Origin of the sequence: Pontibacter locisalis, from assembly GCF_042684605.1 — a bacterium.
Lineage (GTDB): Bacteria > Bacteroidota > Bacteroidia > Cytophagales > Hymenobacteraceae > Pontibacter > Pontibacter locisalis.
Genome location: NZ_JBHULU010000006.1, coordinates 83574 through 106351 on the forward strand (window position 1 = coordinate 83574; position 22778 = coordinate 106351).

Sequence of the window (22778 nt, forward strand, 5' to 3'; positions counted from 1 at the left end):
CTAATATTCCTGCTGCCCCACCTGATAATTGTACAGACTGGTTGCTCAGGTACTACTAAATATGCATCTAAACCTTCTGCCGCAACATCTGTTGACTCTTAAACGGCCACAACAACTTTGGATATTGTATTTATCCGGCATTGCACCAGCAAAAACCTGGGCAGGTCTTGTTATATAATTGGCAGAGAAAGTACCCCTTATCAAATTAAAAATGAATACGAAAGAAAAAAGAACCACTACTTACTATACACCCGAGGAACTGGAGTTAATGGAAAGCGGACCGTTATCTGATATTTTCCAAAACATCACTGAAAAAATTAATGATACCGATTACCCCTGTGTTGGAGCGAAAGCAGCGGTTAACTCAAAGCAATTCAGGGTAGGCATTTATGGTAACATGGCCACTGAAAGTACTACCTTACAGCTGGGCGAGGATCTTAAAAATTATATCAAAGAAACAATTGAGAGCGACAGCGAATACATGACCATGATTGCTGTTTTTGAAAATGAAGATCCTGAATCCGAACAGAGCTTTGAAAAGAAACTCTGGTCACAGCTGCAGTACCTTCATAACACAGACACGCATGCATTGCCCTGGGATCCGGAGGTGAGCAGCAATCCCAAAGACGATGACTTCAGTTTCAGTTACAATGGCACTGCTTTTTTCATTGTAGGGCTACACCCCAAGGCCAGCAGAAAGGCAAGAAGGTTTGGCTATACGGCCCTTGCCTTTAACCTGCACCGGCAGTTTGAGCAACTCCGTGAAAAAGGAGTTTATGAGAATATGAAAAAAGTAATCCGGGAGCGGGAAGAACTGTATGACGGTTCTGTAAACCCCATGCTTAACGACTTCGGTGAAGGCCTGGAAGCTCCGCAGTACAGTGGTCGCCAGGTAGACGAAAGCTGGAAATGTCCTTTTCATAAGAACAGGTAGTCCTTATGTATAAACCCTCCCAATACGAAAAAAAAGACCCGGAATTCATCTTCAGCTTTATTCAGGAACACCCTTTTGCAACTCTTGTTCTGCAGGGCGACCGTTTGCTGGCAACACACATACCTGTTCTGGCAAAAGGTCCTAAAGATGCATTTTGTTTATTTGGCCACATAGCTAACCACAACCCACAGCGCGAGTGGTTAAAAGATGACAAGGAAGTATTGCTGATTTTCCAGGGAGCCCATGCCTATATTTCCTCCTCATGGTATACAAAACCAGATATCAGCACCTGGGATTATTCAGCCGTACATGTCAGTGCCCGGGTTAAGCTACAACAGGAGGATGAGCTGCGGGAGTCACTTCAAAAGCTGATATCTAAATTTGAGTCGGTCCAGGAAAACCCGCTCTACTATGAAGATATTCCAAATGATATATTAGAAGAGGACATAAAAGGCATAACGGGGTTCTGGCTCTTCCCCACGCACATAGACGCCATTGCCAAACTCAGCCAAAACCAATCAGATGAAAACCTTTCATCCATTGTAGCACATCTACAGCAAGATAACTGTCCTGTTCACCAGGAGTTAGTAAACCAGATAAAGAAAGAAAATGATTCAAACGATAGCTAAACAAACAGGAGCTGCCTTTAAGCTTAAAAAAGGAGAAAAATTAAAAGTGATAGATCCGCAAGGTGAGCAGGTGAGCGATATGGTTCTTTTTAACGCGGAAGACAAGCGGGAAAAGCTTTCTTCTGGTAAAACCCTAGATTTTGAGGAGACGATACTGATAACAAAGGGCCACCACCTGTGGAGTAACCGAAGCCATAAAATGATGGAAATTTTAGAGGACACAAATGGGCGTAATGACTTCCTTTTAGCTCCCTGCAGTCCGGAAACCTTCCAGATCATGTATAACAACCCGGAGTACCACCCGAGTTGTTTTGAGAACCTGTATACAAACCTTGCTGAATTTGGCATTGATCCCGATGAGGTACCCACTGCCTTTAATATTTTTATGAATGTGCAGTTTGCACCGGATGGAAAGTTATCAGTGGAGCCGCCACAAAGCAAAGCAGGTGACTATGTTCTTTTGGAGGCAAAAATGGATCTGATTGTAGCACTTACAGCCTGCTCTGCGGAGCAGTCAAACAACTATAGCTTTAAACCGATCCAGTACGAAATAATCAGCGCGTAAAGTTAAGCCGTGGTTGTGAATCCGTAGGGTTACCTCTCCACATTCACAACCACCTTTCCTACCGTCTTCCCCTGCTGAAAAAGGTGAATAGCATCATGCATCTTGTCGAAGGTGAAGGTGTGGCCAACATACTGGGGTTTTATCTGTAAGGCCTGTAGCTCCTGTAACAGTTCGTGCATCATATCCGTCTGCTCGTACAGGTAGATGAGATTAAATCCCATCAGGGATTTGTTTTCGGTGGGCAAGCGCAACGGATCAATTTTAGGACGCCTCAGATATTTCCAGATAAGCCGGGGGTAGTTCGGTTTAGAACCATGACTGGTAAAGCTGGCATTCCCATATACTACCATTCTGCCCATAGGAGCCAATGCTTTCCAGCCTTGTTTCAGAATTTCACCACCAATACACTCCATGATCAAATGCAACTGACGATCTCTTAGTGCTCCCTTCAGGTTGCTATAAAAATTATTGTCTCTGAGAATCACCTCATCATAGGCTTCTTCCTTTCGAAGGAAGTCTACTTTTCCCGCACTGCCTACGGTTCCTATAGTATATGCGCCGTATGCTTTACAGATGCGATTGGCAAGAATTCCTACACCGCCGGCTGCACTATGGATAAGCACTGTCATACCTTTCTGTAAAGCCCCTAAAGAGGTAAGAGCGTAATAAGCTGTGAGCCCCTGAACAAGAAATCCAGCACCCTCTTCAAAATCCCAGCTATCTGGCAATGCTATCACATACCTATGATGGATGTTTATATGCGAAACGTATCCACCAAACCTCGTAGCTCCCATCACCCTGTCTCCTACTCTCCAATCAACAACATTCTCACCAACTGCTATTATCTCACCTGAAAACTCCAGGCCCGGAATAAATGAACCCGGTGGAGTGGCACTGTACAGGCCTTGCATGGCAAAAATATCTGCAAAATTAAGCCCGATTGCTTTCACCTTTACACAGACTTCATCAGCTGCAGGCTTTTCGAGCTTTTCCGTTTGTAACTGAAGATCTTTTATAGAGCCGGCTTTTGGCATCCGGTACACCTGGCGGTTTAACATCTGTTGTAATTTATGCTGCAACTATTCTCATAGATGGTTAACCTCCTACTCAACTGTAAAGTCAAATAGTAAGGATACTGTTTGTCTCTCCGTATTCATTCGGCGCTTCCCCATCAGCATCAGGATCATTGCGCCACTCGCTTCCATTTATCAGGTACTTAAATTCATGGTAGCTGTTTTTAGGGAGTGACACTTCAGCAACAAAACTCCCGTCTTTCCTCTTCTTCATTTCAACTCTGTTATTCCAGTCACCGTTTAAACCCACAATCTCAGCTTTATCTGCGCTATCTGCATTCATGTTAAACTTCACCTTACATTGGTCTTTTGTCTTTAGGTACGTTTTCGTGATCATACTTTTATTTTTACAGTCGGAGAATCAACTTATTACCACATAGTCAGATGTCCTTTTTTGATGGCAAAAGTCATTTTATTCCTATTACAGTTAATTTTAATAACTAGTTATATATTAACCGGATAAGTTTCAATACAGCACTTCCAGCAATAATAAGGCAGCAATCAGCCACGATAAGATTCGAACTCAAATTGACCATTTTTAAAGATATATCGTACAGCATATATTAAAATCTACCTTCATCAACTTTAACTTAACATGTTAGCATACCTGTTTCAGGATTGGAACGCAAACAAGGGCAACTTAAAAGGCAGAATTGTGATGTTGTTGTTCCGTTTTGCGCGTCCCGCTTCTCTTAATAAATTTCTTCACATCCTTTGGCTTCCTTACCTGGCCTTTTATAAGATTCTTGTCGAGTGGTTCCTGTGTATTGAGTTGCCTCACTGGACTACGGTGGGTAAGAACTTTTACCTGGGTCACGGACAAGCCCTGGTTGTAAACGGATGTACCATTATAGGAGAAAACTGTTTTTTCAGACACTCCACTACCCTTGGCAACATCCGCAGGGAAGACGGTACCTACTCTGGCTCTCCTGTTATCGGTAATAATGTAGAATTAGGATCTAATGTTTGCATTATCGGTGAGGTGAGAGTTGGAAATAACGTAAGAATTGGAGCTGGTTCCGTGGTAGTAAAAGACATACCGGATAATTCCATAGCAGTTGGAAACCCAGCTAAAGTAATTAAGACAATCGCCCCGATACAAAATAATATTTCCCATGAAAAGGAACTCCTAAATCAGGTGTTTTAAGGACCAAAATTTCCTTAACCATTCTATCCCTCATAAGCTTCTTCAGTTTCCACTTACCAACTTTAATTGGTGATATAAATCATTAAAAGCAGTGACCTAAGTCTTCACTTTCATTAGAAGTTAAAGTTAGATTTGTGTCAGGAAGCTTATCACAAAAGAGACTTTTTAACATGAACCTGGTACGTGAACTAAACATAATCCGGAAGGAAATAACAACCAGTAACCTTCTCCTGATTAAGAAGGAAAGTAATGGCCTGGAGTATTCTTTTCTTAACGAAGACGCTAAAAGGAAAGTAGTTCTTTTAAAGGACCCTGTACTGATTACGTCCCTTTCTCTAAGGAGCACAAATGGTATCCTACAGGGGGAAGACTTCCAGTTATTTAAGAATACATTTGAAAACTTTGAACTTCGGGTAAAATCAAAAAAGCTTTATCAAAAGCTAAGTGCTGCTCCTCCTGTTACCGGCACAGGCAGAAATTCAGAAAGCAAAGTGGCTGCTTAACAAACACCTTTCTGCAGGATACTCCTACCTGGCAACAAAATCTTTTTTCTTTTCTAAAGATCGTCGTATGAATAATATGATAAGGGCTTTACATCAGGATTAAGATAAAGGATGATTAAAGAAGCATGCGGTTGGTTGGCGGGATTACTTCTGTTTTGCCCCTTGAGCGTTTTGAGCCAGGACCGCACCTGGAGTGCTACAGTAGCGGGTGGAGCAGTTAAGAATTTTCGTACTCCTCTTACAATACAACAAAGCGATGCAGAGGCTATAAAACTTGATGCAGACTTTGTTTCAAGACCTTTCTCTCCACCAGTTTATTATGATATTCGGGTAAGCACCCTAAACCAGCGCAAAGGTTGGGAACTGAAGTTTACACACCACAAGCTTATCCTGACAAACCTGCCTCCGGAAGTTCAGCGATTTTCTATTACGGATGGTTTTAACTTATTAACCATGAACCGGCTTTGGCTACACAAGGACTTTTCTTTGTCTTTAGGCGGAGGAATAGTTATTACCCACCCTGAATCAACTGTGCGCAACAAGGCTTATCCTGAAAACAAAGGAATACTTAACAAAGGTTACTATATTTCCGGACCAACAATAGAGGCGGCTATAGCCAGGAGGTTTTATTTTGATGGGAACTGGTTTGTTTTAGGGGAAGGCAGAGCCAATGGATCTTATGTAAAGGTACCAGTGGCTGATGGTAACGCAAAAGTTACCAATGCAGCCCTACATGTTTTACTCGGGATTGGCTTTCAGCTAAATGGTAAAACCACCTCTGAAACCAAATAGCACTATAAAGCATTTAAGGAAATTGCTGAGAAATAACACTTACAGGCTCAGACTCCTTTAGCGTCGTTAATTTTACTCCTGGAGATGGCTTCTCTCCTACTGCTTTGAGTTTTTCCTCCTTTTCCTTAGGTATAGCTGCAATCTTGTTCTCTGTTGCTACAGTGTCTCCGGTAATATATGTTCCGATGATTGGGGCCATTCCCTTTAATACCTGCACAGGTAACGAAGAGGTAAAACTATAGTTAGAGGCTTCCCGGCCGGGTACAAAGGCAGTAAGCGTTCCAAAATGTTTCTCACCCAGGAAGAAAACAAAGGTGGCAGTCCGGTTAACGGCACGTGATGAAACTCTCTGGCCACGGGCAGTGAGCGTAAAAACCCTGTTATCACCTGTACCTGTTTTACCACCCATAATTACCGGTGTGCCATCTGCTTTCATGAAACCACCCTGCAGACGCCGTGCTGTACCGGCATCTACTACCTCTGATAAGGCCTCTCGCACAGTTGCAGCCACTTCGGGCACCAACACCTGCTCGCCCTCACTAGGCTGCCACTTCAGGGCAGCTTCATATGGCGTCTGTGCAGCAAAATGAAGCTCCTCAATCCGCAGCGTTCTTTTTCGGATACCGTCATTCATAATGATGCCCATCAATTCAGCCAAAGCTTCCGGACGATCGCCGGATGAACCAAGTGCCGTGGCAAAAGAAGGAACCAGGTGAGCAAAAGGATACCCTAGCCTCTCCCAACGGTTATGGATTTCGGAAAATGCCTCTATTTCCAGCATTGTGCTAATGCGGGAATCGCGTGCATTTTTGTAACGTGTCCGGAACAGCCAGGCATATACTTCCTGCCTTTCTTCCTTGCTTGCTTCCACAACAGAGTTCCACTCAGCATCCGGATTCTCCAGCATATAGCTCAGTAACCACAGTTCCAGTGGGTGTGTGCGGGCAATGTATCCCTGGTCAGGCAGATTATATGCTTCCGGACCGTAGCGGTGGTACAGTTCCATTACTCTCTCATCTGTAATCTTTTCTTCTGGTAAGCGCTCACGAAGGAAGCGAGCGAATGTAACTGAATCTGTTTGCGGGTACAGGAAACGATGCACAGAAGAGAGTCTTACCGGGTCCTGGCGAAGGCCACCCAAAAACTTTTCCATCCGCTCATCAGGAGTAAGACCTTTATACTTTCTCCAGAAGCGCAGCAGGAAGGTCTTACCTTCCTTGTCGGCAAACTGTGTCAGGTATTCGCGGCGCCTTGGATCCCTGTCGTTCCCCAGTAGCTGGGCACGGCTCCCAATGGAGGTGTGCGTTGTATACCGCACAAGATCACGCATTATCCTTACAAAAGGCAGGTTGATTGACTTCAGGAACGCCTCATGTACCGTTGGATTAGAGCCATTATCTTCTTTCCGGAAGTTATGGAACGTGTGCATGCCACCTCCTGTAAAAAACATTTCCCAGGGGCTTGCTGAATAACGCCTTTGTAAGGCTGCATTTAAAACGCTCTTCAGACTTTTATCATCCGTAAGGAGCAGGTACTGTATCACCCAGCGACTCAGGTTATCCTGTGGTTCCTTTAGAGCCTCGCGCAGTTCCTGGGCTGACTTCCCCTCATAGCCCTTGTGAATTTCCGCGATTACCTCCAGGTATGTTACCATCACTCTTAATTTGGCAGTAGAGCCTAATTCCAGTTTACTGCCTTCATTGATATCAAATGGTTGATCATTGTTATCAGTTTGTACCCGGACCATATTACCATAAGGTGTTTTTTCAAAAAGGGTAAAGCTGTAAAGCACCTTATCTGTTTTACCAGCTGATAGCATGCGCTCGCCCAACAAGCCTACAGAACTGGCATACTCAGGATCATTTAGCTTGCTCAGGTAGTCGCTTACTTGCTTTTGCAGATCATTCTGAAGGGTACTGGTAGCAGCAAGATCCAGTCTGTCCAAGTCGTAAAGTGGCTTACCCAAAAGGCCTGATAAATGTGTTCGCACCATTAAGGCACCTTTATCTGTATCCATGGGTGCAACTGCCGGGTAATTTCCAAAATCCCGAAACGTTACTTCATGTACCAGGGCTGCATCGCGTAGTTCCGGAGTAATATAGCCGCTGCTCGCCAGCAAGCGCAGGTAACTTTCCGTAAGTTTGCTTAATTCTGCGCAACCTTGTGCACCTAAATAGTAAGATGGCCGACGCTGAGCAATCATCAGGGAAAGCACCTGGCGCAACGCCTGCCCTTGTGCCACCAGTTTTTCACCTGAAGCCTGAGGATCTTTTAACAGCTTGTTAACCTCCTCGAAATCGGCTCCGAACCACACCCATAATCCATCTCCAACGCCATGCACTTCTCCATACCCAGGGGCACCGGAGAGTGGAACCGTGTTCACGTATGATAGAACTGCTGATTGTCTTGCCGGAAAAGTCTCTGCTCCACCTTGGTAAGCCCGAACACTCGCAGAGATCATCTGCCGCAGTTTTTCCCTTGGCCCGGTTGTAATACCCTCCGGAGAATGTCGGTACTTCTCAATCTGAGTAGGAAGAGTACTCCCGCCAATAGTCTGGTAATCAAACCCAACAACTTTGGCAGCTTCATGCATGGTAGCCCGGGTAAACCTGCCCCAATCAATGGCTGGATTCATAAAGGGCCTTTCTGTATCCAGCAGTTCCCGGTTTTCTATAAAAAGTAAAGACTGAACTACAAGGTAAGGTATGGCTTCAAAATCAGAATAAACGCGCCTCGGGTAACTGAACTTGTAAATAGGTTTGCCCAGGTAGTCAACAATGTTCAGGCCTGTCTGCATCTTCTCCTGGTAAGGCACAAAGAACCCATGTGAAGTATAATCTATAAGAGCTGGAGAAAAACGGGTCTGGTATTCAATTCTCATACCGCGAAGCTTTGCCTTATCCAGCAGTTGTGGCAGCTGAGCATAACCTAAACGCGTGTCAAACGGTCCGTGTAAAGGGTAAACCATAGAATCATTTGGTCCCTCTTCCAGGTTGTAGGTTAGAGTTGCAGCGTACTTTGAAAGTTCTCTTGCCTGTAACTTTGATGTATGGATTTCATAGGCAACGCCAGCGATGGCAATTCCCATCAATAAAAGCAACATACCGAAGATGACCCATTTTAAAATGGGCCTTCTTTTTTTCTCATTCATATCCTTATGTACGGGACGGTAGTTATTTATTACCATGGTTGGAGTTATTAATTCTCGTTTAAAATCAAGAGTATAAAAAGGTAGGTTTTAGTACTTCTTACGGGAAGTTTCACTTGAAGGTGACTTAAAATATCAAAAACATTGGTACAATTTAATATAAGGCATATTTCTGGTGGTAAAAAACGATCAGTTTAGCCATTGCCCGCAAATTCAAAGGTTTTTTATGCATGCCGCACAACATACATCTATTGTTGTAAAACAGATCATTGATGTAGCCGACCCTCGTTATAATCCAAAATTTACATGTACAGGATTATCAGCGCAAGTACCTTGAAACGGGAAAAATATGCGCTGAAAAGGGAGCACTAAAGGATGGTGCACAGGAAGGCATCCAGGCAACCTATTACCTGACTTAAGGAAATATGAGGCCCTTTGCTATACCATACAGCAACTAGCATGGGTAGGGCAGCAACAAACTGTGGAAATATCGGGGAAATAAAATACTAACCTGTTCCTTCTATGACAACTGCCAGGGGAAAACTTAAAACTTTACTGCAAAAGATGTAACCAGCAGCAAGTTATTATCTTTAGCACCTTCTTCCCCAACAAAGACCTTATCTTTAGAATCATAGGCTCTGGCTTCGAGCCTCCACAGGAAATTGGGCGTGGGTACATAATCAAAGTTGAGGGATGCGCTGGATGTCTGGAAACCATTTGGGTTTAATGTGCTGACGATGATCTGGTCTTCATCATTGTAATGCTCCAGCCTCCCTGCAACAGCAAACCGGGGAGCCAGTTTAAACTGGGCAAGCACCATACCGGCATACCAGCTTCCCTTTTCTTCCGAACTAAAAAGCTCCTGACGACCATAGTCCACGCTGCCCGCCACATGGAGCTTCTCTGAAAAAATATAGCTGCCATATACATTATGGAAAAAGCGACGCTTAGCCTCCATTCCTTTCGGCGCCTCGTTGCCGTAGTAGTTGTTGTAGCTCAGGCTGAGCCTTTCGGTGGGGTTGTAACTGATGCCAAAGCCGAGCGACTTCGCATCGTTGGTTTCCTGAATGTTCTGCCATCCGTTCAGGACCAGGAATTTCAGGGTTACCTTCTCAGACACATCTGCCGTTAATTGCGCTCCTGTCTCATAATAGGGAGAGTTTTCAGCCATAAGGGCACGCGTATAGACTTCGTTATTAAGGGAGAAGGTATTCTCGTAGCCAATGTGCGAAGGTAGTATTCCAAGGTCAAGCCACACACCTTCCAGCAGTTTAACGCCAGCGTTTGCTTGTGCAATAAGTCTTGTAAGCTCGTTAGGTTCGGCAGCATAGTTAGCCTGCACATACGTACCGGTTTGAAGTGCCAAGGTAGCGCGTACCCCTTCAGTACTGTAGTCGGCCTGCAGGAAGCCCCAGTTCAGGTTAAACTCGTTGTGCCGGAAAGCTTGGGTAGTAAAAAGCCGCTCCTTATCAAGTGGCTCAGAGAAATCATAAGCATAATATACGTCAAGACCTCCGCTTATATTAAAGCGTTTATCTTGTACCCGGAACTCTAAGGAATCATTAGGTTGTGCCTTGCTTACTGTAAGAGCAAGCATATACACTGAAAGTACTACGAACAAGTGCTTCATGTACCAAAACTACAGTATAAGCCTTGGAAGTAAAAGCTTACTGAAGCAGGTGTAAGGAAAAGAAAGCTATTCAGCAGGCACTCAGGCTTTATCTTTTACATACATGTAATAAAGCATGTATCCTACAGCATATAGTGCCAGCACCAGCATTGTAATTAATTTTTCCATATGGCTTTAACTTAATGACCACAAACTACTTATGAGCCAGTATTTTTTATTACCACCTTATTAATCACCTCTGCCAGGTATTTATTGGGTAAACGCTAAGTAACTTACCTGGTTCAGGTCTTGAGCCTGAAATGGTGATTATCTTGTATGTAATTTACAAAAAAATCATATAATTAATCAACAATAAAATTTCACAAGTTTGAAGAGGGGCCATTGCTGCAGTCGTTTGTTTGTAAGGTTCCTTACGGTAATACCTGGTTCACAAGCGCTCTCCCCTGTTCAAAATCGGTGATATTCTGTAGTGTAACCCGGGCTATACTTTGCAGTGCATCCCGGGTGAGAAAAGCCTGGTGGCCGGTAATCAGCACATTATTGAAAGACAATAGCCGCATAAACACATCGTCCTTTATCACCTTATTGGAAAGGTCTTCAAAAAACAGATCCCCCTCCTCTTCATACACATCCAGCCCCAGATAACTTATCTTTTCACTTTTAAGTCCCTTGATCACGGCCTTTGTATCAATAATAGCACCTCTGCTGGTATTTATCAGCATAACCCCATCCTTCATTTTCCCAATAGATTCTTCATTGATCAGGTGGTGTGTTTTAGGAGTCAGCGGGCAATGTAAAGAAATGATATCCGATGCAGCATATAGGGTGTCAAGATCCGTAAATTCCACTCCTGCTTCCTGTGCCTCCCTGTCTTGCTGGATATCAAACCCAAGTACTTTACAGCCAAAGCCTTTCAGAATGCGGGCTGTTACAACTCCTATTTTTCCCAAACCAATGAGTCCAACAGTTCTTCCATGCAGGTCGAAACCGATCAACCCGTTCAGAGCAAAGTTTCCCTCCCTTACCCGGTTGTAGGCTCTGTGCGTTTTGCGGTTCAGGGTTAAAATAAGGGCTAGTGTATGTTCAGCAACAGCATAAGGAGAATAAGCCGGTACGCGCACTACTTTTATTCCCAACTCTGCCGCTGCTTTCAGATCAACGTTATTAAAGCCAGCACAGCGCAATGCAACCAGTTCTATTCCCTCCTCAGCCAATTGGTGCAGCACCGTGCTGTTAACCACATCATTTACAAACACACATATTGCCCTGCTTCCTTTGGCCAGCGGAGCAGTCCCCTCATTCAGGGGCACCTCCAGGAACCTTATCTGGTGGTTGTACTGCTTATTACATTCTGTAAAGAACTGTTGATCGTAAACTTTGGTGTTGAAAAAAATAGTATCCATAAACTCCCTCTTTATTCGCAATGTAAGGCTTCACTTTTATAACTAACCGATGCCCTAGCTTACGTTAATTTAAGATAACAGGAAACAAGAATGTAACCTTTACTGGTAATATTGGTTAAGTAGCACAAAAATAGGGTGTGTAATAAAAAGCATATTGAAAATTAAACCTTTATCAACACCTAATGCGTAGAACATAAATATTGTATAATATATTAAACAGTCTGGTGGCTTATATCCAACTGTTTAATTAATGTTGAACTTAAATAGTTATAATAATGAAAAAGTTATTTTTTGCAGCAGCCGTACTCTTTGGATCATTTGGTTTTTATGCCTGTGGTGGAGATGAAGGCATAACAGAAACAGAAGATGCAACAGTTATCGAAAGAGATACTACAGTATCAGAAATTGAGGTTGAAAGAACAACCATGGATATTGATACTACAATCGATACAGAATCTGAAACAATTGAACTGGAAAATGAGCAATAAGAAGTGATTCATTTTTCAATTAGTGATATTACATAAAAGAGAGGCGGTACAGCTAAAGTTTACACTTAACTGTACCGCCTCTTATTTTATACCTTACCCTTCTAGAGTTCCAGCACTTTGCTTGTCCAGGCTCTTACATCTTTAAGCAGCGCCTCGTTTTCTGCCAGTGACTCACCGTACGAAGGAATCATCTGCTTCAGTTTTGCCTGCCATTCCGCTGAACTTATTTTTTTAGGGAAACACTGCTGCAACAGGCTCAGCATTATAGAAACAGCCGTAGAAGCACCCGGTGAAGCACCCAGTAAGGCTGCAAGAGAGCCATCGGCAGAACTTACCACCTCTGTTCCAAACTCAAGCACTCCTACTTTATCAGGATGCTTTTTAATAACCTGAACCCGCTGCCCTGCGACTTCAAGTTTCCAATCTTCTATTCTGGCTGTAGGCATATAATTGCGCAGCGCCATCATACGATCCTCCGGCGATTGCCGCACCTGATTGATAAGGTACTTTGTGAGCGGAATATTCTTTAAACCAGCTGCCACCATTGGACGCAGGTTATTCGCCTTCACAGAAAATGGGAGATCAAGTAGCGACCCCTGCTTTAGAAAGCGTGTAGTGAAGCCTGCATAAGGACCAAACAGTAATTCCCTTTTTCCATTTATAAATCTTGTATCCAGGTGGGGCACCGACATGGGTGGAGAGCCTACAGCTGCTTTACCGTATACCTTCGCCTGGTGCCTTTCAATAATTTCCGGATTGATACACTTTAGCCACTGCCCGCTTACAGGAAAGCCACCATACCCTTCGCCTTCCGGAATTCCTGATTTCATTAACAAAGGCAGCGAACCTCCTCCGGCACCGATGAAAACAAACTTAGCCCGCACCTTACGTTTATCACCCGTTTCCAGGTCTTTTACTTTAATGCGCCACCTGCCATCACTTTTCTGTTTTAGTTTGCGCACTTCATGGCCGAAGTGTAACGTTACCCCCGGCAACTCCTTCAGGTGGTTGAACATTCCCCTGGTCAGTGCTCCGAAGTTAACATCCGTACCTATGGGCATGTTCGTAGCCGCCACCTTATCATTCCTGTCACGCCCCTCCATAATGAGCGGCATCCACTGCTTAATTATTTCAGGGTCTTCAGAATAATCCATACCCCTGAACAAGTGGCATTGCTGCAGCGCATCGTAACGCTTACGCAGGAATGATACATTATTGTCTCCCCACACAAAGCTCATGTGCGGCAGACTTTTAATAAAGTTCAACGGCAGGTTTATATGTACCTGCTCCACAAGGTGCGCCCAGTATTGGCGGGAAACATCAAAGGACTCTGCAATTTTCACTGCCTTGCTCGTATCAATTGATCCGTCAGGAAACTCAGGGGTATAGTTAAGTTCGCAAAAAGCTGCATGGCCGGTGCCGGCATTGTTCCATGCATCAGAGCTTTCAGCTGCTGCTACGTCAAGTCTTTCGAAAATATCTATTGTCAGATCAGGGTCCAGTTCCTTAAGCATCATGCCCAGGGTAGCGCTCATAATGCCGGCGCCAATCAAAATTACATCAGGTTCTTTATCGCGTGTTCTGTTTAATCCAAACATGTAGTATGTGTTCTTTCTTACTTGGTGCGTTTATCAAGGTTTTTTCCTAAATCTTTAACTTTTTTCATGAAACCCTCTACTATAGAATCAGAGTAAGGTCCGTAGGCATCGGAAATGGTGCCTTTTGCACCGGAGGTCGTCTCCAACACATACAGTATACTCATATCATCAGGATTACTTTCTCCCTCGAACCGGTAGAAGTTAACAATCTGTACCTCGTTCGGGGTAAAGCTTTGCTTGTCATCCATTGTGCAAAGCTTCTCCTCATTTTCAACTCTAAAATCTACCAGGTACCCTTCCTTACGAAGTTGGGCCAGTACCTTTATCATTGGGGTTAATTCTACTTTATCTTCCATTTTTATAGCTTTCTATTTTAAGTTTAAAGTATACGAGACATATAGCCTGTAGGCTGTGAACATGCTTGTCTAGACAAGTTTCCATACTAATAACTATCCACTGCAGCAGGAGTTATTCTGCCTTCCTGAAAAATCTTTTTTTTTATTTATGGAATTCCTGCAACGGCAGCATCCTGTTTAAAAGCCTTTGAAAATACAGGCCTACGCGAAACACATCTTTAACTAAACAGAAAGGAGCTGAAACATGGCACAGATTCAAGAAACCAACCCTGCTGGAAAGGGAGGAAAAAGAAGGACTAAAAAAATGGGACTTAACCTGGATATGACTCCAATGGTGGACCTTGCCTTCCTGCTGCTTACCTTCTTTATGCTTACTACAACATTCAGCAAATTGCAGACCATGCAACTGCATATGCCAGTGGATGCAAAGGATAAGAAGGTGCAAACCCCTATTCCTGGTAAAAACGCTGTTACCATTATTTTAGGAGAACAGGATGAAGTTTACTACTACTTTGGGTACCCCGGAGACAAGCCTGAGGTGGTAAAGACAGACTTATCAGCAAGTGGTATCCGGCAGGTACTGGTATCTGATCAGATAAAATCCAACGAAAAGATGGTGGTACTGATCAAGGCCATGAAACAGTCGCGCTACAAAAACCTGGTGGATTTGCTGGATGAAGTAAAAATAACCGACACAAAAAAATATGCCCTGGTGGATATAGAGGAAGCTGACAAAGACCTGATTGCAGGCCTGTAACCTAATATTTTCCCGGGTGCCAGAGAGAACAGTAGCACTCTCTGGCACCCGATACACACATGCAGCTGTAGCTATATAGCTTTCGGTTCCAACTTTAATGCGTACCTTACAAGAATGAATAGAAAATACATCGTTGACAGCACGACACATGAGTACCTTTGCGTTGCCATACAAAAGGGAAGAGAGTGGACCCCTAACAACCAGGATTCTTTGAAGAAATTCATGAATTCCCGCCCCAATAAGAACAGTGAAGGCTTTGAATTGATATCTGGCGAGTTTAACGACAACTCCTTTTTTGAAAAGTGGATACGAAACGGCACTAATTTTCTTTTCCGCTACTAAACCGTATTGCCCTTTTCTGAAGCACCTTATGCCACAAGAGCAGTAACTTTTATCTGCTCTTGATAAGCTTCCTTCCCAAACATCCTTAGCGTCCGGTAATGGGACTTAAGGGCAGCCGCGAAGGTCGGACTTGTGATGTAAGGTAAATTAAATTCCTCAGCTGTTTCTTTCACTATTTTAGAAATGGCCGGATAATGTATATGACATACTTTAGGGAAGAGGTGGTGCTCTATCTGCCTGTTCAATCCTCCCAAAAGGAATCCTGCCAGCGCACTGTCAGGTGCAAAGTTGGCAGTGGTTCGTAACTGGTGCTCTGCCCATGCCTCTTCTATATTACCTTCGGCATTCGGTAACGGAAAATCTGTCCCCTCCACCACGTGCGCCAGTTGAAAAATAAGACCCATCACCACACCCTCCGAAAGGTGCATTACTACAAATCCTACCATCACCTGCCACCAGGCTATATCAAGCACCAGCATAGGTAATATAAGGAACATGAAGTAGTACAGGAATTTCGAGATGAAAAGGTTGTAATACTCACGCTTCGGATGCTTCAGCTCGTGTTTTCCAATATTCTTTTGAAAGAACTTCTTGAAATCCTTCCTGAAAACCCACATAAGCGAAGCAAGACCGTAAAGCCAGAATGCGTACAGGTGCTGGTAACGATGTAACTTGTTAACTTTCTCATCATGTGTGAGTCTTATTAAACCAGGAGCTACCTCTATATCTTCATCATGCCCTGGTATGTTTGTGTAGGTATGATGTACAATATTATGGGAGATGTTCCAGAGGTATGGGTTTGCCCCGATCATATAAAACACACGACTCAAAGCCTTGTTTACTTTGCTGCTCTTGGCAAAGGAACCGTGTGTGGCATCATGGCATACGTTAAAACCCAGAAAGGCCGCAAAAGCACCAATCAAAACGGATAAGCCCAGCATAACCCAGGGGCCAAACTGGTTGGAGATGATAAGCAGGTACAGGGAAACAAAGCCTCCCAGAAAGAAAATACCTTTCATCCACATGGCACTGTTGGCGTTCTTAGAAAAACCTTCCTCTTTAAAATAGGCATCCACCCTCTTCCGGGCAGTAGCAAAAAAAGCAGTTTGATTTGAGTTGGTGAATTTTACTTTTTGTGACAAATTGTGTTGGTTGATGTTTCGTGTTAATTAAAGCTTAAGCACTGCAGATGAACAAACTCTTAGGGGTTATTCAAAGGAGGTATAAGTAAGTGCAGACTCAAAAGATGCTTCAGAGAGAGGGACCTGGTAAGTGGGAGTAGCCTTCAGACAAAGGTATAGATTTTTAAGGTCTAAAAAACAACGCCGGGTGCATTACCTTAACCATTGCAAAAGGCTTGCCACCTTTCTAAGCTAAGGCCAGCCATTTAGCTGCCCTTAAAGCTGCTTTTCTAAAAAATTTCCTTTAAATTAAGATTCACAATGCCTGCATCTAAATAAAGGCTAATCTTAAATCAGTTTCATCCTTTATCCCCCGCCAAAACGAGTACATGGAAAACTTCATCAGTTCTGTTAACAACATAGTCTGGAGCGACGCCTTAATCATTCTCTGCCTTGGAGCGGGTATATATTTCTCTGTTGTAACCAGGTTCCTGCAAGTCCGGTACATCCGGGAAATGCTGCGCCTTCTCTTTAACGGGCAGTCCTCGCAAAAAGGTATCAGTTCTTTCCAAGCTTTTACCGTGGCCATTGCCGGCCGGGTAGGTACGGGCAACATTGCAGGTGTCGCTACGGCCATTGCCATGGGCGGACCCGGTGCTGTTTTCTGGATGTGGATGATTGCCTTCCTGGGAAGCTCTTCCGCGTTTATTGAGGCTACCTTAGGTCAGATATACAAAGAAACCAAGGACGGACAGTACAGAGGTGGCCCGGCCTTTTACATTGAAAAAGGACTGGGAGTGAAATGGTACGCTGTAGTGTTTGCTGTAGCCACTATCATCAGCATGGCACTGTTTCTCCCTGGTGTGCAGAGCAACAGCATCGCCTCCAGTGTTTATACAGCTTTTGAAATTCCTGTGGCTGTTACAGGAGCAGTTGTTACGGTCTTTTTAGCCCTTATCATCATGGGTGGTGTAAAGCGAATTGGCAGGGTGGCAGAAGTCGCCGTGCCTTTTATGGCTGGCGCTTACATCCTGATGACCGTGATCATCATTGCCGTTAATATCACTGAGGTTCCAGCTGTTATCAGTCTTATTATTCGTTCTGCCTTCGATATTGAGCCAGCGTTTGCCGGTGTATTTGGCATGGCCATCTCGTGGGGCGTAAAGCGCGGCATCTACTCGAATGAGGCAGGACAAGGTACCGCCCCGCATGCTGCAGCAGCGGCAGAAGTAAGTCACCCGGTGAAGCAGGGCCTGGTGCAGGCTTTCTCTGTGTACGTAGATACCCTGTTTGTTTGTACCGCAACCGCTTTCATGATCCTGTTCACGGGGCAGTACAATGTAATAAACCCGGAAGGAGGTTTTATCGTGGAGAACCTGCCGGGGATCGCTTTTGGACCTGAGTACACGCAGATGGCTGTCAACACCTATTTTCCTTCCCTTGGCAGTGGCTTCGTGGCTATTTCTCTTTTACTATTTGCCTTCACCACCATTATGGCCTATTACTACATTGCAGAGACAAATCTTAGCTACCTGAACACGAAAGGCAGTAAGTCCCTGATCTGGGTGTTGCGTGCGCTGATACTGGCTGCTACATTCTATGGCTCCATCAAAACGGCCGAGTCTGCCTGGATGCTGGGGGATATTGGTGTAGGTATTATGGCATGGCTAAACGTAGTGGCGATCCTGCTTCTCCGAAAGCCAGCCTTGCGTGCACTCAAAGATTACCAGGCACAGCGCAAAGCCGGTCTGGATCCTGTGTTTGAACCCCAAAAACTGGGAATAGAAAATGCGGAACAGTGGGAAAAAAATCAGCAGGAGGATAAGGAACTGTCAGCGGTTTAAGCCTGCTGTGCAGGGGTAAACTTCTCAACATTAAGAATAACCTTACAGGATGTGAAGCCTCTCCCCTCCTGTAAGGTTGTTTTTTTGTATCAGGACTGCCTATAGAAGGGTTACCAATGCATCTTTTTTGTATAAATTATGAATGGCTTTGGAATAAGTATGAATCTACAGTTGTTCCGCAAACCACGTACAAATTCTTTGAATTATTATCGTTATTACCCTGTTACGACACTGTTGCACTGATCAGGTGAGGAAATAACTTCGGTTATTCAGAATAACCTGCAGGTACTGTTGTTTATTACTTCTATATGATTGAGACCCTGATACATACTTTTTTATTAAGCCTTTCACCCTTCGGAGAAGCACGTGCCGGTATACCCTATGCTATACTGAATAACGTCAATCTGGTGTGGGCGGTCCTGATCGGTACAGTTGGCAACACCCTGGTGTTCCCTCTTTTTATGTGGTTGATTGATGCATGCAGCAAAAGGTTCTGGCCTTTTCGTGCGTACAAAAAAGGCGTCATCTACTTATCTAAAAGAGCTAAAAAACTTGTTGGAGGCAACGTGCAGAAGCATGGGTTTTGGGGACTTATGGTATTCGTGATGATCCCGCTTCCGGGTACTGGTGCCTACATGGGCACTATTGCAGCCAACATTTTTAAAATAGAGCGCAAAAGGGCTTTCCTTGCTATTACACTGGGGGTTGTGATCTCTTCTGTTTTTGTAGGAGCAGGATCTTACTTAGGTATGGTTGGCTGGGAAAGTTTGTAAGAGAATAAAAGCTTACTAGTTTATAAATTAATACAAAGAGAGGCTGGGTCGACAATAGACCCAGCCTCTCTTTGTATAAGTATAACAGCTAATCGAATTAAATCAATTAAAACCCGCTCACATTCAGACGCCCATTTGACACGCACCTGCCATTCATGGAACTGGTAGCGGTGTTACCATTTATGATAGCCCCCCGGATGGTAGTCGCACTCGCACCAGCATTAGAAGCAGCGTAGAGTGCTGCTGCACCGGTAACATGCGGCGTAGCCATAGAAGTACCACTGTAAGAGCCATACCCCGATTTACCACCCTTACCAGGAAGTGTGGAATAGATACCTGACCCTGGTGCTCCTATATCCACCGTAGTTTTACCATAGTTGGAAAAACCGGATTTTGCCCCGGAGCTGGTAATAGATGCCACGGCTATGATATTCGAATTTGCATAGCTGGATGGGTAGTGCGGGGTTCTATCATTATCATCTCCCACTCCGTCTCTGCCACCATTGCCGGCCGCTGCAACAAACAAGATATTTGCTTTATTTGCGCGCTCTATAGCATCATATAAGCCCTGCGAAAAGCCGCCACCGCCCCAGGAGTTGTTGGTAGCTACAATGCTCAGGCCATGACGTGTCTTCAGGTCTGTGATATAGTCAACAGATTTGATGGCGTTGGAAGTGGTACCACCATTGCGGCCCAGGAATTTTACGGTTATCATTTTTACGTGCCAGTTCACTCCTACAACTCCCTTACCGTTACTAGCTGCACCAATTGTTCCGGCAACGTGCGTACCATGGTCGTCATGGGTACCATCATATGTACTGTTGTTGTTTCCATCAAAATCCCAACCGTAAATATCATCTACGTAGCCATTCCCATCGTCATCCTTACCATTGCCGGCTGTTTCCCCCGGGTTAGTCCACATATTTGCCTGCAGGTCTTCATGAGTGTGCATCACCCCCTCGTCTATAATGCCTACCACTACTGTAGAGGAGCCTGTCTTACCGGCTGTCCAGGCAGCGGCGGCATGACTGCCATATTGATTAGCAGGAGATGTATTGCTGCCGTACATGCCCCACAGGGAGTTATTTGTAAAATAACTGTCATTAGAGGTAGCATGGTGCTGGTAGATATAATTCGGCTCAGCAAATTCTATCTCGTTACCACCTTTTATTTTGCTGATAGCTTCTAAGGCTGCCATAGGCGTGTGCACCAGCATAAGGCCTTCTCTGTCTCCGAAACGCTCCATTGCCTTCGTGTAAATACGTTCCTTTACTTTGCCGCTGATGCGGCTCAGAACAGCTGCCCGTGCGTTTTCGGAAGTGCCTGCCTTAAACTTCACCAGCACTTCATTGGCCACATGTTCCGGACCACGTGCTATGGCCGCCTGCGCCTCTTCAGTAACGGCCATGGGATCTGTTTCGGAGAGAGGTTCTTTCTCACAACCTGAAAGCAAGGAAATGGATAAGGCCGTCAGGGCTAAAGTAGAGCCGGCCGCAAAATTGTTAAGAATTCTCATATGCCAGAATTGTAAATGGTAAGAAAAAGACGGGTAGTTCAGTTAACACCCGGCAAGTAAGATTGACTATAAAACACTCTCTTCAAAAGACTAAGAACTAGCGGATTAGAGAGAACAGGAGGTTCACCATAAGACGAAAAAGAAGTCATTTAGTTGCCCTTTAAGATTAAAAATTTGGACGATATCCTTTGTTATGGCAGAAACTGAAACAAAAGTCAAAACGGATGGTATGAAGCCTTCAGATGTATAAACATTGATCTAAATTGTACGCATCTTTGCAGCTCAATTACCCCATGGTACCTACAATGAACAATCAGCGGCTTTCGCTTAGCCTTTTTTTCTTTCTGGCCGGCTTCAACTTTGCCAGCTGGACATCGCGTATCCCTACCATTGCAGGTTCCTTGAAACTTAATGAGGCAGAGCTTGGCTCTATTCTGCTTACGATGCCGATCAGCTCCCTGATCGGGCTTCCCCTATCCGGTTGGCTGGTAACGAAGTTCGACAGCAGGGTACCTTTAACAGCGGCATTTCTGCTGAATGCTGTCTCCCTTTCCTTTATAGGTTTTGCAGACTCTTCCCTGCTCCTGATCATGGCACTGTTCCTTTTCTCCCTGAGCATGCGCATTTTTAATATTGCCGTGAATACGCAGGCCATCACCCTGCAAAAACAGTTTGAGCGAAAGATAAACGGTTCTTTCCACGGACTCTGGAGCCTGGGAGGTATTGTTGGAGTTGGCGTTACTACCTTGCTGGTGTCCCTGAAAGTCTCAATGGTGCCACACCTGCTGGCCGTGTCGGTTTTTTCTGTGCTGATGACCCTGATCACATCCCGTTTCCTGCTGCGCAACGACCGCTCTACTACCGGAAATAAACTGTCTTTCAGAAAGCCTGATCCTGCCATTGTGTACATGGGTTTGCTGGTGTTCTTTGCCGCCGTGTGTGAAGGCGGTATGTTCGACTGGAGTGGCATCTACTTTCAGCAGGTGATAAAGGAGGAGGTGTTTACGTCCGGCTACCTGATCTTCATGTCGTTCATGGCGCTTTCCCGCTTTATATCGGACCGGATCATCGACAGGATCGGTATGGCAAGAACCTACATCCTCAGTGCACTGCTGATTTTCTCGGGCATAACGCTGGCTATCGTATTTCCAACCTTCTGGCCGGCCATGGCAGGCTTCTCGCTGGTGGGCTTTGGCACTGCCTCCGTTATACCCATGACTTATACTTTAGCCGGCAGGTCAACAAAGTATTCCCCCGGCGTTACGCTCTCCATCATCGTTACCTATGGCATCATCGGCATGCTGATCGGTCCGCCGCTGATCGGCTACATTGCCCATGCTTTTAACCTGAGGGTGTCGTTTATACTTTTCGCCTTCGCCGGAATTATGCTCATCCCGGTGTCACAGATGTTCTTCAGGCTGCAGAAGGAGGCGTAATGCGTAAGATCTGACCAATTGCTGCAAAACACCTACTCCTGCCCGGGCTCTTGCGTTAAGTATACTATCACTTCATAAACGACAGGCTATGGAAAAGGAAAAAGCACTACGCGATCATTTGGTAAAGCTCCTCCGGGGCGGACAGGCATACCAGCCATTGGCTACCCTGCTGCAGGACTTGAAGGCAGAAATTGCAGGCAAAACCGTTCAGGAGCTACCTTATACTATTTGGCAACTCGTAGAGCACATGCGCTTAACGTTAGAGGATATTCTGGAGTTTATACAGAACCCCAATTACAAAGAACCCACCTGGCCAGACGACTACTGGCCCAAAGAAAAAGCCCCTGCGGATCAGGCTGCACTCGATACAAGTATAAAAGCCATAAGTGCGGGCATGGAAGAGATGATACAGCTGGTGCAGGACCCGTCCAATGACCTGTTTAAACCATTCCCGCACGGCGACGGCCAAACACTGCTGCGGGAGGCGCTACTAATTGCAGAGCACAATGCCTATCATGTGGGTGAGGTAATTGTGCTGCGCAGGTTGCTGGGGGATTGGGAAAGTTAAAGAGGTTTGGGAGTTAGAGAGGTAGAAAGTGTCTCGTCCTAAAATAAGTTTACAGGTTTAGGTATTAGTCCTGTTAAAAGTTTACAATTTTTCTTAGTCCTGCTATTGCTTTACAATGGTACGTTTTTTTGTATAATAATTCTTCCACACTTTTT

At 44.7% G+C, this 22778-nt stretch carries 22 protein-coding genes; 13 read left to right on the forward strand and 9 right to left on the reverse strand.

What is annotated here, in order from left to right:
* Positions 1-211 precede the first annotated feature (211 nt).
* From gntA to ACFSRY_RS05435, 3 genes are read left to right on the forward strand one after another with little or no spacing between them, the layout of a single operon-like run.
* The gene (gene gntA / locus ACFSRY_RS05425) at positions 212-934 is read left to right on the forward strand and encodes a guanitoxin biosynthesis heme-dependent pre-guanitoxin N-hydroxylase GntA (protein ID WP_377503833.1); all 723 of its coding nucleotides are present in this window, start codon (positions 212-214) and stop codon (positions 932-934) included.
* A 5-nt stretch (positions 935-939) separates the two neighbouring features.
* Positions 940-1563, forward strand: a complete 624-nt coding sequence (locus ACFSRY_RS05430) for an FMN-binding negative transcriptional regulator (protein WP_377503835.1) — start codon at positions 940-942, stop codon at positions 1561-1563.
* Positions 1544-2128 carry a DUF1989 domain-containing protein gene (locus tag ACFSRY_RS05435; RefSeq protein WP_377503837.1) on the forward strand — a complete coding sequence of 195 codons (585 nt, stop codon included), beginning with the start codon at positions 1544-1546 and terminating at the stop codon, positions 2126-2128. The genes ACFSRY_RS05430 and ACFSRY_RS05435 overlap by 20 nt, the downstream gene beginning before the upstream one ends.
* A 29-nt stretch (positions 2129-2157) precedes the next feature.
* Here ACFSRY_RS05435 and ACFSRY_RS05440 read toward each other — a convergent pair whose 3' ends face one another.
* Positions 2158-3186, reverse strand: coding sequence for a synaptic vesicle VAT-1 family membrane protein (locus ACFSRY_RS05440; protein ID WP_377503839.1), 1029 nt, complete (start codon positions 3184-3186; stop codon positions 2158-2160).
* 61 nt (positions 3187-3247) lie between these two features.
* On the reverse strand, positions 3248-3538 hold the full coding sequence (locus ACFSRY_RS05445; protein ID WP_377503841.1) for an isoamylase early set domain-containing protein: 291 nt from the start codon (positions 3536-3538) through the stop codon (positions 3248-3250).
* A 258-nt stretch (positions 3539-3796) separates the two neighbouring features.
* Here ACFSRY_RS05445 and ACFSRY_RS05450 point away from each other — a divergent pair, with 258 nt between their 5' ends.
* From ACFSRY_RS05450 to ACFSRY_RS05460, 3 genes are all read left to right on the forward strand, one after another.
* Positions 3797-4348: a serine acetyltransferase gene (locus ACFSRY_RS05450; RefSeq protein WP_377503843.1), complete on the forward strand. Its 552-nt coding sequence runs from the start codon at positions 3797-3799 to the stop codon at positions 4346-4348.
* Between the two features lie 134 nt (positions 4349-4482).
* Positions 4483-4851 (forward strand): hypothetical protein, encoded by a 369-nt coding sequence (locus ACFSRY_RS05455; RefSeq protein WP_377503845.1) that lies wholly within the window; start codon positions 4483-4485, stop codon positions 4849-4851.
* 111 nt (positions 4852-4962) lie between these two features.
* Complete coding sequence (locus tag ACFSRY_RS05460; RefSeq protein WP_377503847.1) at positions 4963-5643, forward strand: hypothetical protein; 681 nt, start codon at positions 4963-4965, stop codon at positions 5641-5643.
* A 13-nt stretch (positions 5644-5656) separates the two neighbouring features.
* On the opposite strand, the gene ACFSRY_RS05465 is transcribed toward ACFSRY_RS05460, so the two are convergent.
* The 3 genes from ACFSRY_RS05465 to ACFSRY_RS05475 all read right to left on the reverse strand — a co-directional run bounded on the left by ACFSRY_RS05465 (position 5657) and on the right by ACFSRY_RS05475 (position 11824).
* A complete protein-coding gene (locus ACFSRY_RS05465; RefSeq protein WP_377503849.1) occupies positions 5657-8794 on the reverse strand; it encodes a transglycosylase domain-containing protein in 3138 nt (1045 codons plus the stop codon).
* Between the two features lie 541 nt (positions 8795-9335).
* Positions 9336-10421: a porin gene (locus tag ACFSRY_RS05470; protein WP_377503851.1), complete on the reverse strand. Its 1086-nt coding sequence runs from the start codon at positions 10419-10421 to the stop codon at positions 9336-9338.
* A 410-nt stretch (positions 10422-10831) separates the two neighbouring features.
* Positions 10832-11824, reverse strand: a complete 993-nt coding sequence (locus ACFSRY_RS05475) for a 2-hydroxyacid dehydrogenase (RefSeq protein ID WP_377503853.1) — start codon at positions 11822-11824, stop codon at positions 10832-10834.
* A 275-nt stretch (positions 11825-12099) separates the two neighbouring features.
* Here ACFSRY_RS05475 and ACFSRY_RS05480 point away from each other — a divergent pair, with 275 nt between their 5' ends.
* Entirely contained in the window at positions 12100-12312 is a 213-nt protein-coding gene (locus ACFSRY_RS05480; RefSeq protein ID WP_377503855.1) for a hypothetical protein, read from the forward strand.
* Positions 12313-12413: 101 nt separating this feature from the next.
* Here ACFSRY_RS05480 and ACFSRY_RS05485 read toward each other — a convergent pair whose 3' ends face one another.
* Positions 12414-13910: a malate:quinone oxidoreductase gene (locus ACFSRY_RS05485; protein ID WP_377503857.1), complete on the reverse strand. Its 1497-nt coding sequence runs from the start codon at positions 13908-13910 to the stop codon at positions 12414-12416.
* A 17-nt stretch (positions 13911-13927) separates the two neighbouring features.
* Positions 13928-14266 (reverse strand): hypothetical protein, encoded by a 339-nt coding sequence (locus ACFSRY_RS05490; protein ID WP_377503859.1) that lies wholly within the window; start codon positions 14264-14266, stop codon positions 13928-13930.
* 244 nt (positions 14267-14510) lie between these two features.
* On the opposite strand from ACFSRY_RS05490, the gene ACFSRY_RS05495 reads away from it, so the two are divergent.
* Both ACFSRY_RS05495 and ACFSRY_RS05500 read left to right on the forward strand, forming a co-directional pair.
* On the forward strand, positions 14511-15023 hold the full coding sequence (locus ACFSRY_RS05495; protein WP_377503861.1) for an ExbD/TolR family protein: 513 nt from the start codon (positions 14511-14513) through the stop codon (positions 15021-15023).
* 114 nt (positions 15024-15137) lie between these two features.
* Positions 15138-15365 (forward strand): hypothetical protein, encoded by a 228-nt coding sequence (locus tag ACFSRY_RS05500; RefSeq protein WP_377503863.1) that lies wholly within the window; start codon positions 15138-15140, stop codon positions 15363-15365.
* 26 nt (positions 15366-15391) lie between these two features.
* On the opposite strand, the gene ACFSRY_RS05505 is transcribed toward ACFSRY_RS05500, so the two are convergent.
* Positions 15392-16507 (reverse strand): fatty acid desaturase family protein, encoded by a 1116-nt coding sequence (locus tag ACFSRY_RS05505; protein ID WP_377503865.1) that lies wholly within the window; start codon positions 16505-16507, stop codon positions 15392-15394.
* 368 nt (positions 16508-16875) lie between these two features.
* Here ACFSRY_RS05505 and ACFSRY_RS05510 point away from each other — a divergent pair, with 368 nt between their 5' ends.
* Both ACFSRY_RS05510 and ACFSRY_RS05515 read left to right on the forward strand, forming a co-directional pair.
* Positions 16876-18330: an alanine/glycine:cation symporter family protein gene (locus ACFSRY_RS05510; RefSeq protein ID WP_377503867.1), complete on the forward strand. Its 1455-nt coding sequence runs from the start codon at positions 16876-16878 to the stop codon at positions 18328-18330.
* A gap of 308 nt (positions 18331-18638) precedes the next feature.
* Complete coding sequence (locus tag ACFSRY_RS05515) at positions 18639-19103, forward strand: COG2426 family protein (RefSeq protein WP_377503869.1); 465 nt, start codon at positions 18639-18641, stop codon at positions 19101-19103.
* 106 nt (positions 19104-19209) lie between these two features.
* Here ACFSRY_RS05515 and ACFSRY_RS05520 read toward each other — a convergent pair whose 3' ends face one another.
* Entirely contained in the window at positions 19210-20619 is a 1410-nt protein-coding gene (locus ACFSRY_RS05520; protein WP_377503871.1) for a S8 family peptidase, read from the reverse strand.
* Between the two features lie 293 nt (positions 20620-20912).
* Here ACFSRY_RS05520 and ACFSRY_RS05525 point away from each other — a divergent pair, with 293 nt between their 5' ends.
* Positions 20913-22055 (forward strand): MFS transporter, encoded by a 1143-nt coding sequence (locus ACFSRY_RS05525; RefSeq protein ID WP_377503874.1) that lies wholly within the window; start codon positions 20913-20915, stop codon positions 22053-22055.
* A gap of 88 nt (positions 22056-22143) precedes the next feature.
* Complete coding sequence (locus ACFSRY_RS05530) at positions 22144-22623, forward strand: DinB family protein (RefSeq protein ID WP_377503876.1); 480 nt, start codon at positions 22144-22146, stop codon at positions 22621-22623.
* Positions 22624-22778 lie beyond the last annotated feature (155 nt).

What these genes read in the sequence shown, in the direction of transcription:
- gntA (WP_377503833.1), top strand. Translation starts at nt 212, where the DNA reads ATGAATACGAAAGAAAAAAGAACCACTACTTACTATACACCCGAGGAA.
- ACFSRY_RS05430 (WP_377503835.1), top strand. Translation starts at nt 940, where the DNA reads ATGTATAAACCCTCCCAATACGAAAAAAAAGACCCGGAATTCATCTTC.
- ACFSRY_RS05435 (WP_377503837.1), top strand. Translation starts at nt 1,544, where the DNA reads ATGATTCAAACGATAGCTAAACAAACAGGAGCTGCCTTTAAGCTTAAA.
- ACFSRY_RS05440 (WP_377503839.1), bottom strand. Translation starts at nt 3,186, where the DNA reads ATGTTAAACCGCCAGGTGTACCGGATGCCAAAAGCCGGCTCTATAAAA.
- ACFSRY_RS05445 (WP_377503841.1), bottom strand. Translation starts at nt 3,538, where the DNA reads ATGATCACGAAAACGTACCTAAAGACAAAAGACCAATGTAAGGTGAAG.
- ACFSRY_RS05450 (WP_377503843.1), top strand. Translation starts at nt 3,797, where the DNA reads ATGTTAGCATACCTGTTTCAGGATTGGAACGCAAACAAGGGCAACTTA.
- ACFSRY_RS05460 (WP_377503847.1), top strand. Translation starts at nt 4,963, where the DNA reads ATGATTAAAGAAGCATGCGGTTGGTTGGCGGGATTACTTCTGTTTTGC.
- ACFSRY_RS05465 (WP_377503849.1), bottom strand. Translation starts at nt 8,794, where the DNA reads ATGAATGAGAAAAAAAGAAGGCCCATTTTAAAATGGGTCATCTTCGGT.
- ACFSRY_RS05470 (WP_377503851.1), bottom strand. Translation starts at nt 10,421, where the DNA reads ATGAAGCACTTGTTCGTAGTACTTTCAGTGTATATGCTTGCTCTTACA.
- ACFSRY_RS05475 (WP_377503853.1), bottom strand. Translation starts at nt 11,824, where the DNA reads ATGGATACTATTTTTTTCAACACCAAAGTTTACGATCAACAGTTCTTT.
- ACFSRY_RS05480 (WP_377503855.1), top strand. Translation starts at nt 12,100, where the DNA reads ATGAAAAAGTTATTTTTTGCAGCAGCCGTACTCTTTGGATCATTTGGT.
- ACFSRY_RS05485 (WP_377503857.1), bottom strand. Translation starts at nt 13,910, where the DNA reads ATGTTTGGATTAAACAGAACACGCGATAAAGAACCTGATGTAATTTTG.
- ACFSRY_RS05490 (WP_377503859.1), bottom strand. Translation starts at nt 14,266, where the DNA reads ATGGAAGATAAAGTAGAATTAACCCCAATGATAAAGGTACTGGCCCAA.
- ACFSRY_RS05495 (WP_377503861.1), top strand. Translation starts at nt 14,511, where the DNA reads ATGGCACAGATTCAAGAAACCAACCCTGCTGGAAAGGGAGGAAAAAGA.
- ACFSRY_RS05500 (WP_377503863.1), top strand. Translation starts at nt 15,138, where the DNA reads ATGAATAGAAAATACATCGTTGACAGCACGACACATGAGTACCTTTGC.
- ACFSRY_RS05510 (WP_377503867.1), top strand. Translation starts at nt 16,876, where the DNA reads ATGGAAAACTTCATCAGTTCTGTTAACAACATAGTCTGGAGCGACGCC.
- ACFSRY_RS05515 (WP_377503869.1), top strand. Translation starts at nt 18,639, where the DNA reads ATGATTGAGACCCTGATACATACTTTTTTATTAAGCCTTTCACCCTTC.
- ACFSRY_RS05520 (WP_377503871.1), bottom strand. Translation starts at nt 20,619, where the DNA reads ATGAGAATTCTTAACAATTTTGCGGCCGGCTCTACTTTAGCCCTGACG.
- ACFSRY_RS05525 (WP_377503874.1), top strand. Translation starts at nt 20,913, where the DNA reads ATGGTACCTACAATGAACAATCAGCGGCTTTCGCTTAGCCTTTTTTTC.
- ACFSRY_RS05530 (WP_377503876.1), top strand. Translation starts at nt 22,144, where the DNA reads ATGGAAAAGGAAAAAGCACTACGCGATCATTTGGTAAAGCTCCTCCGG.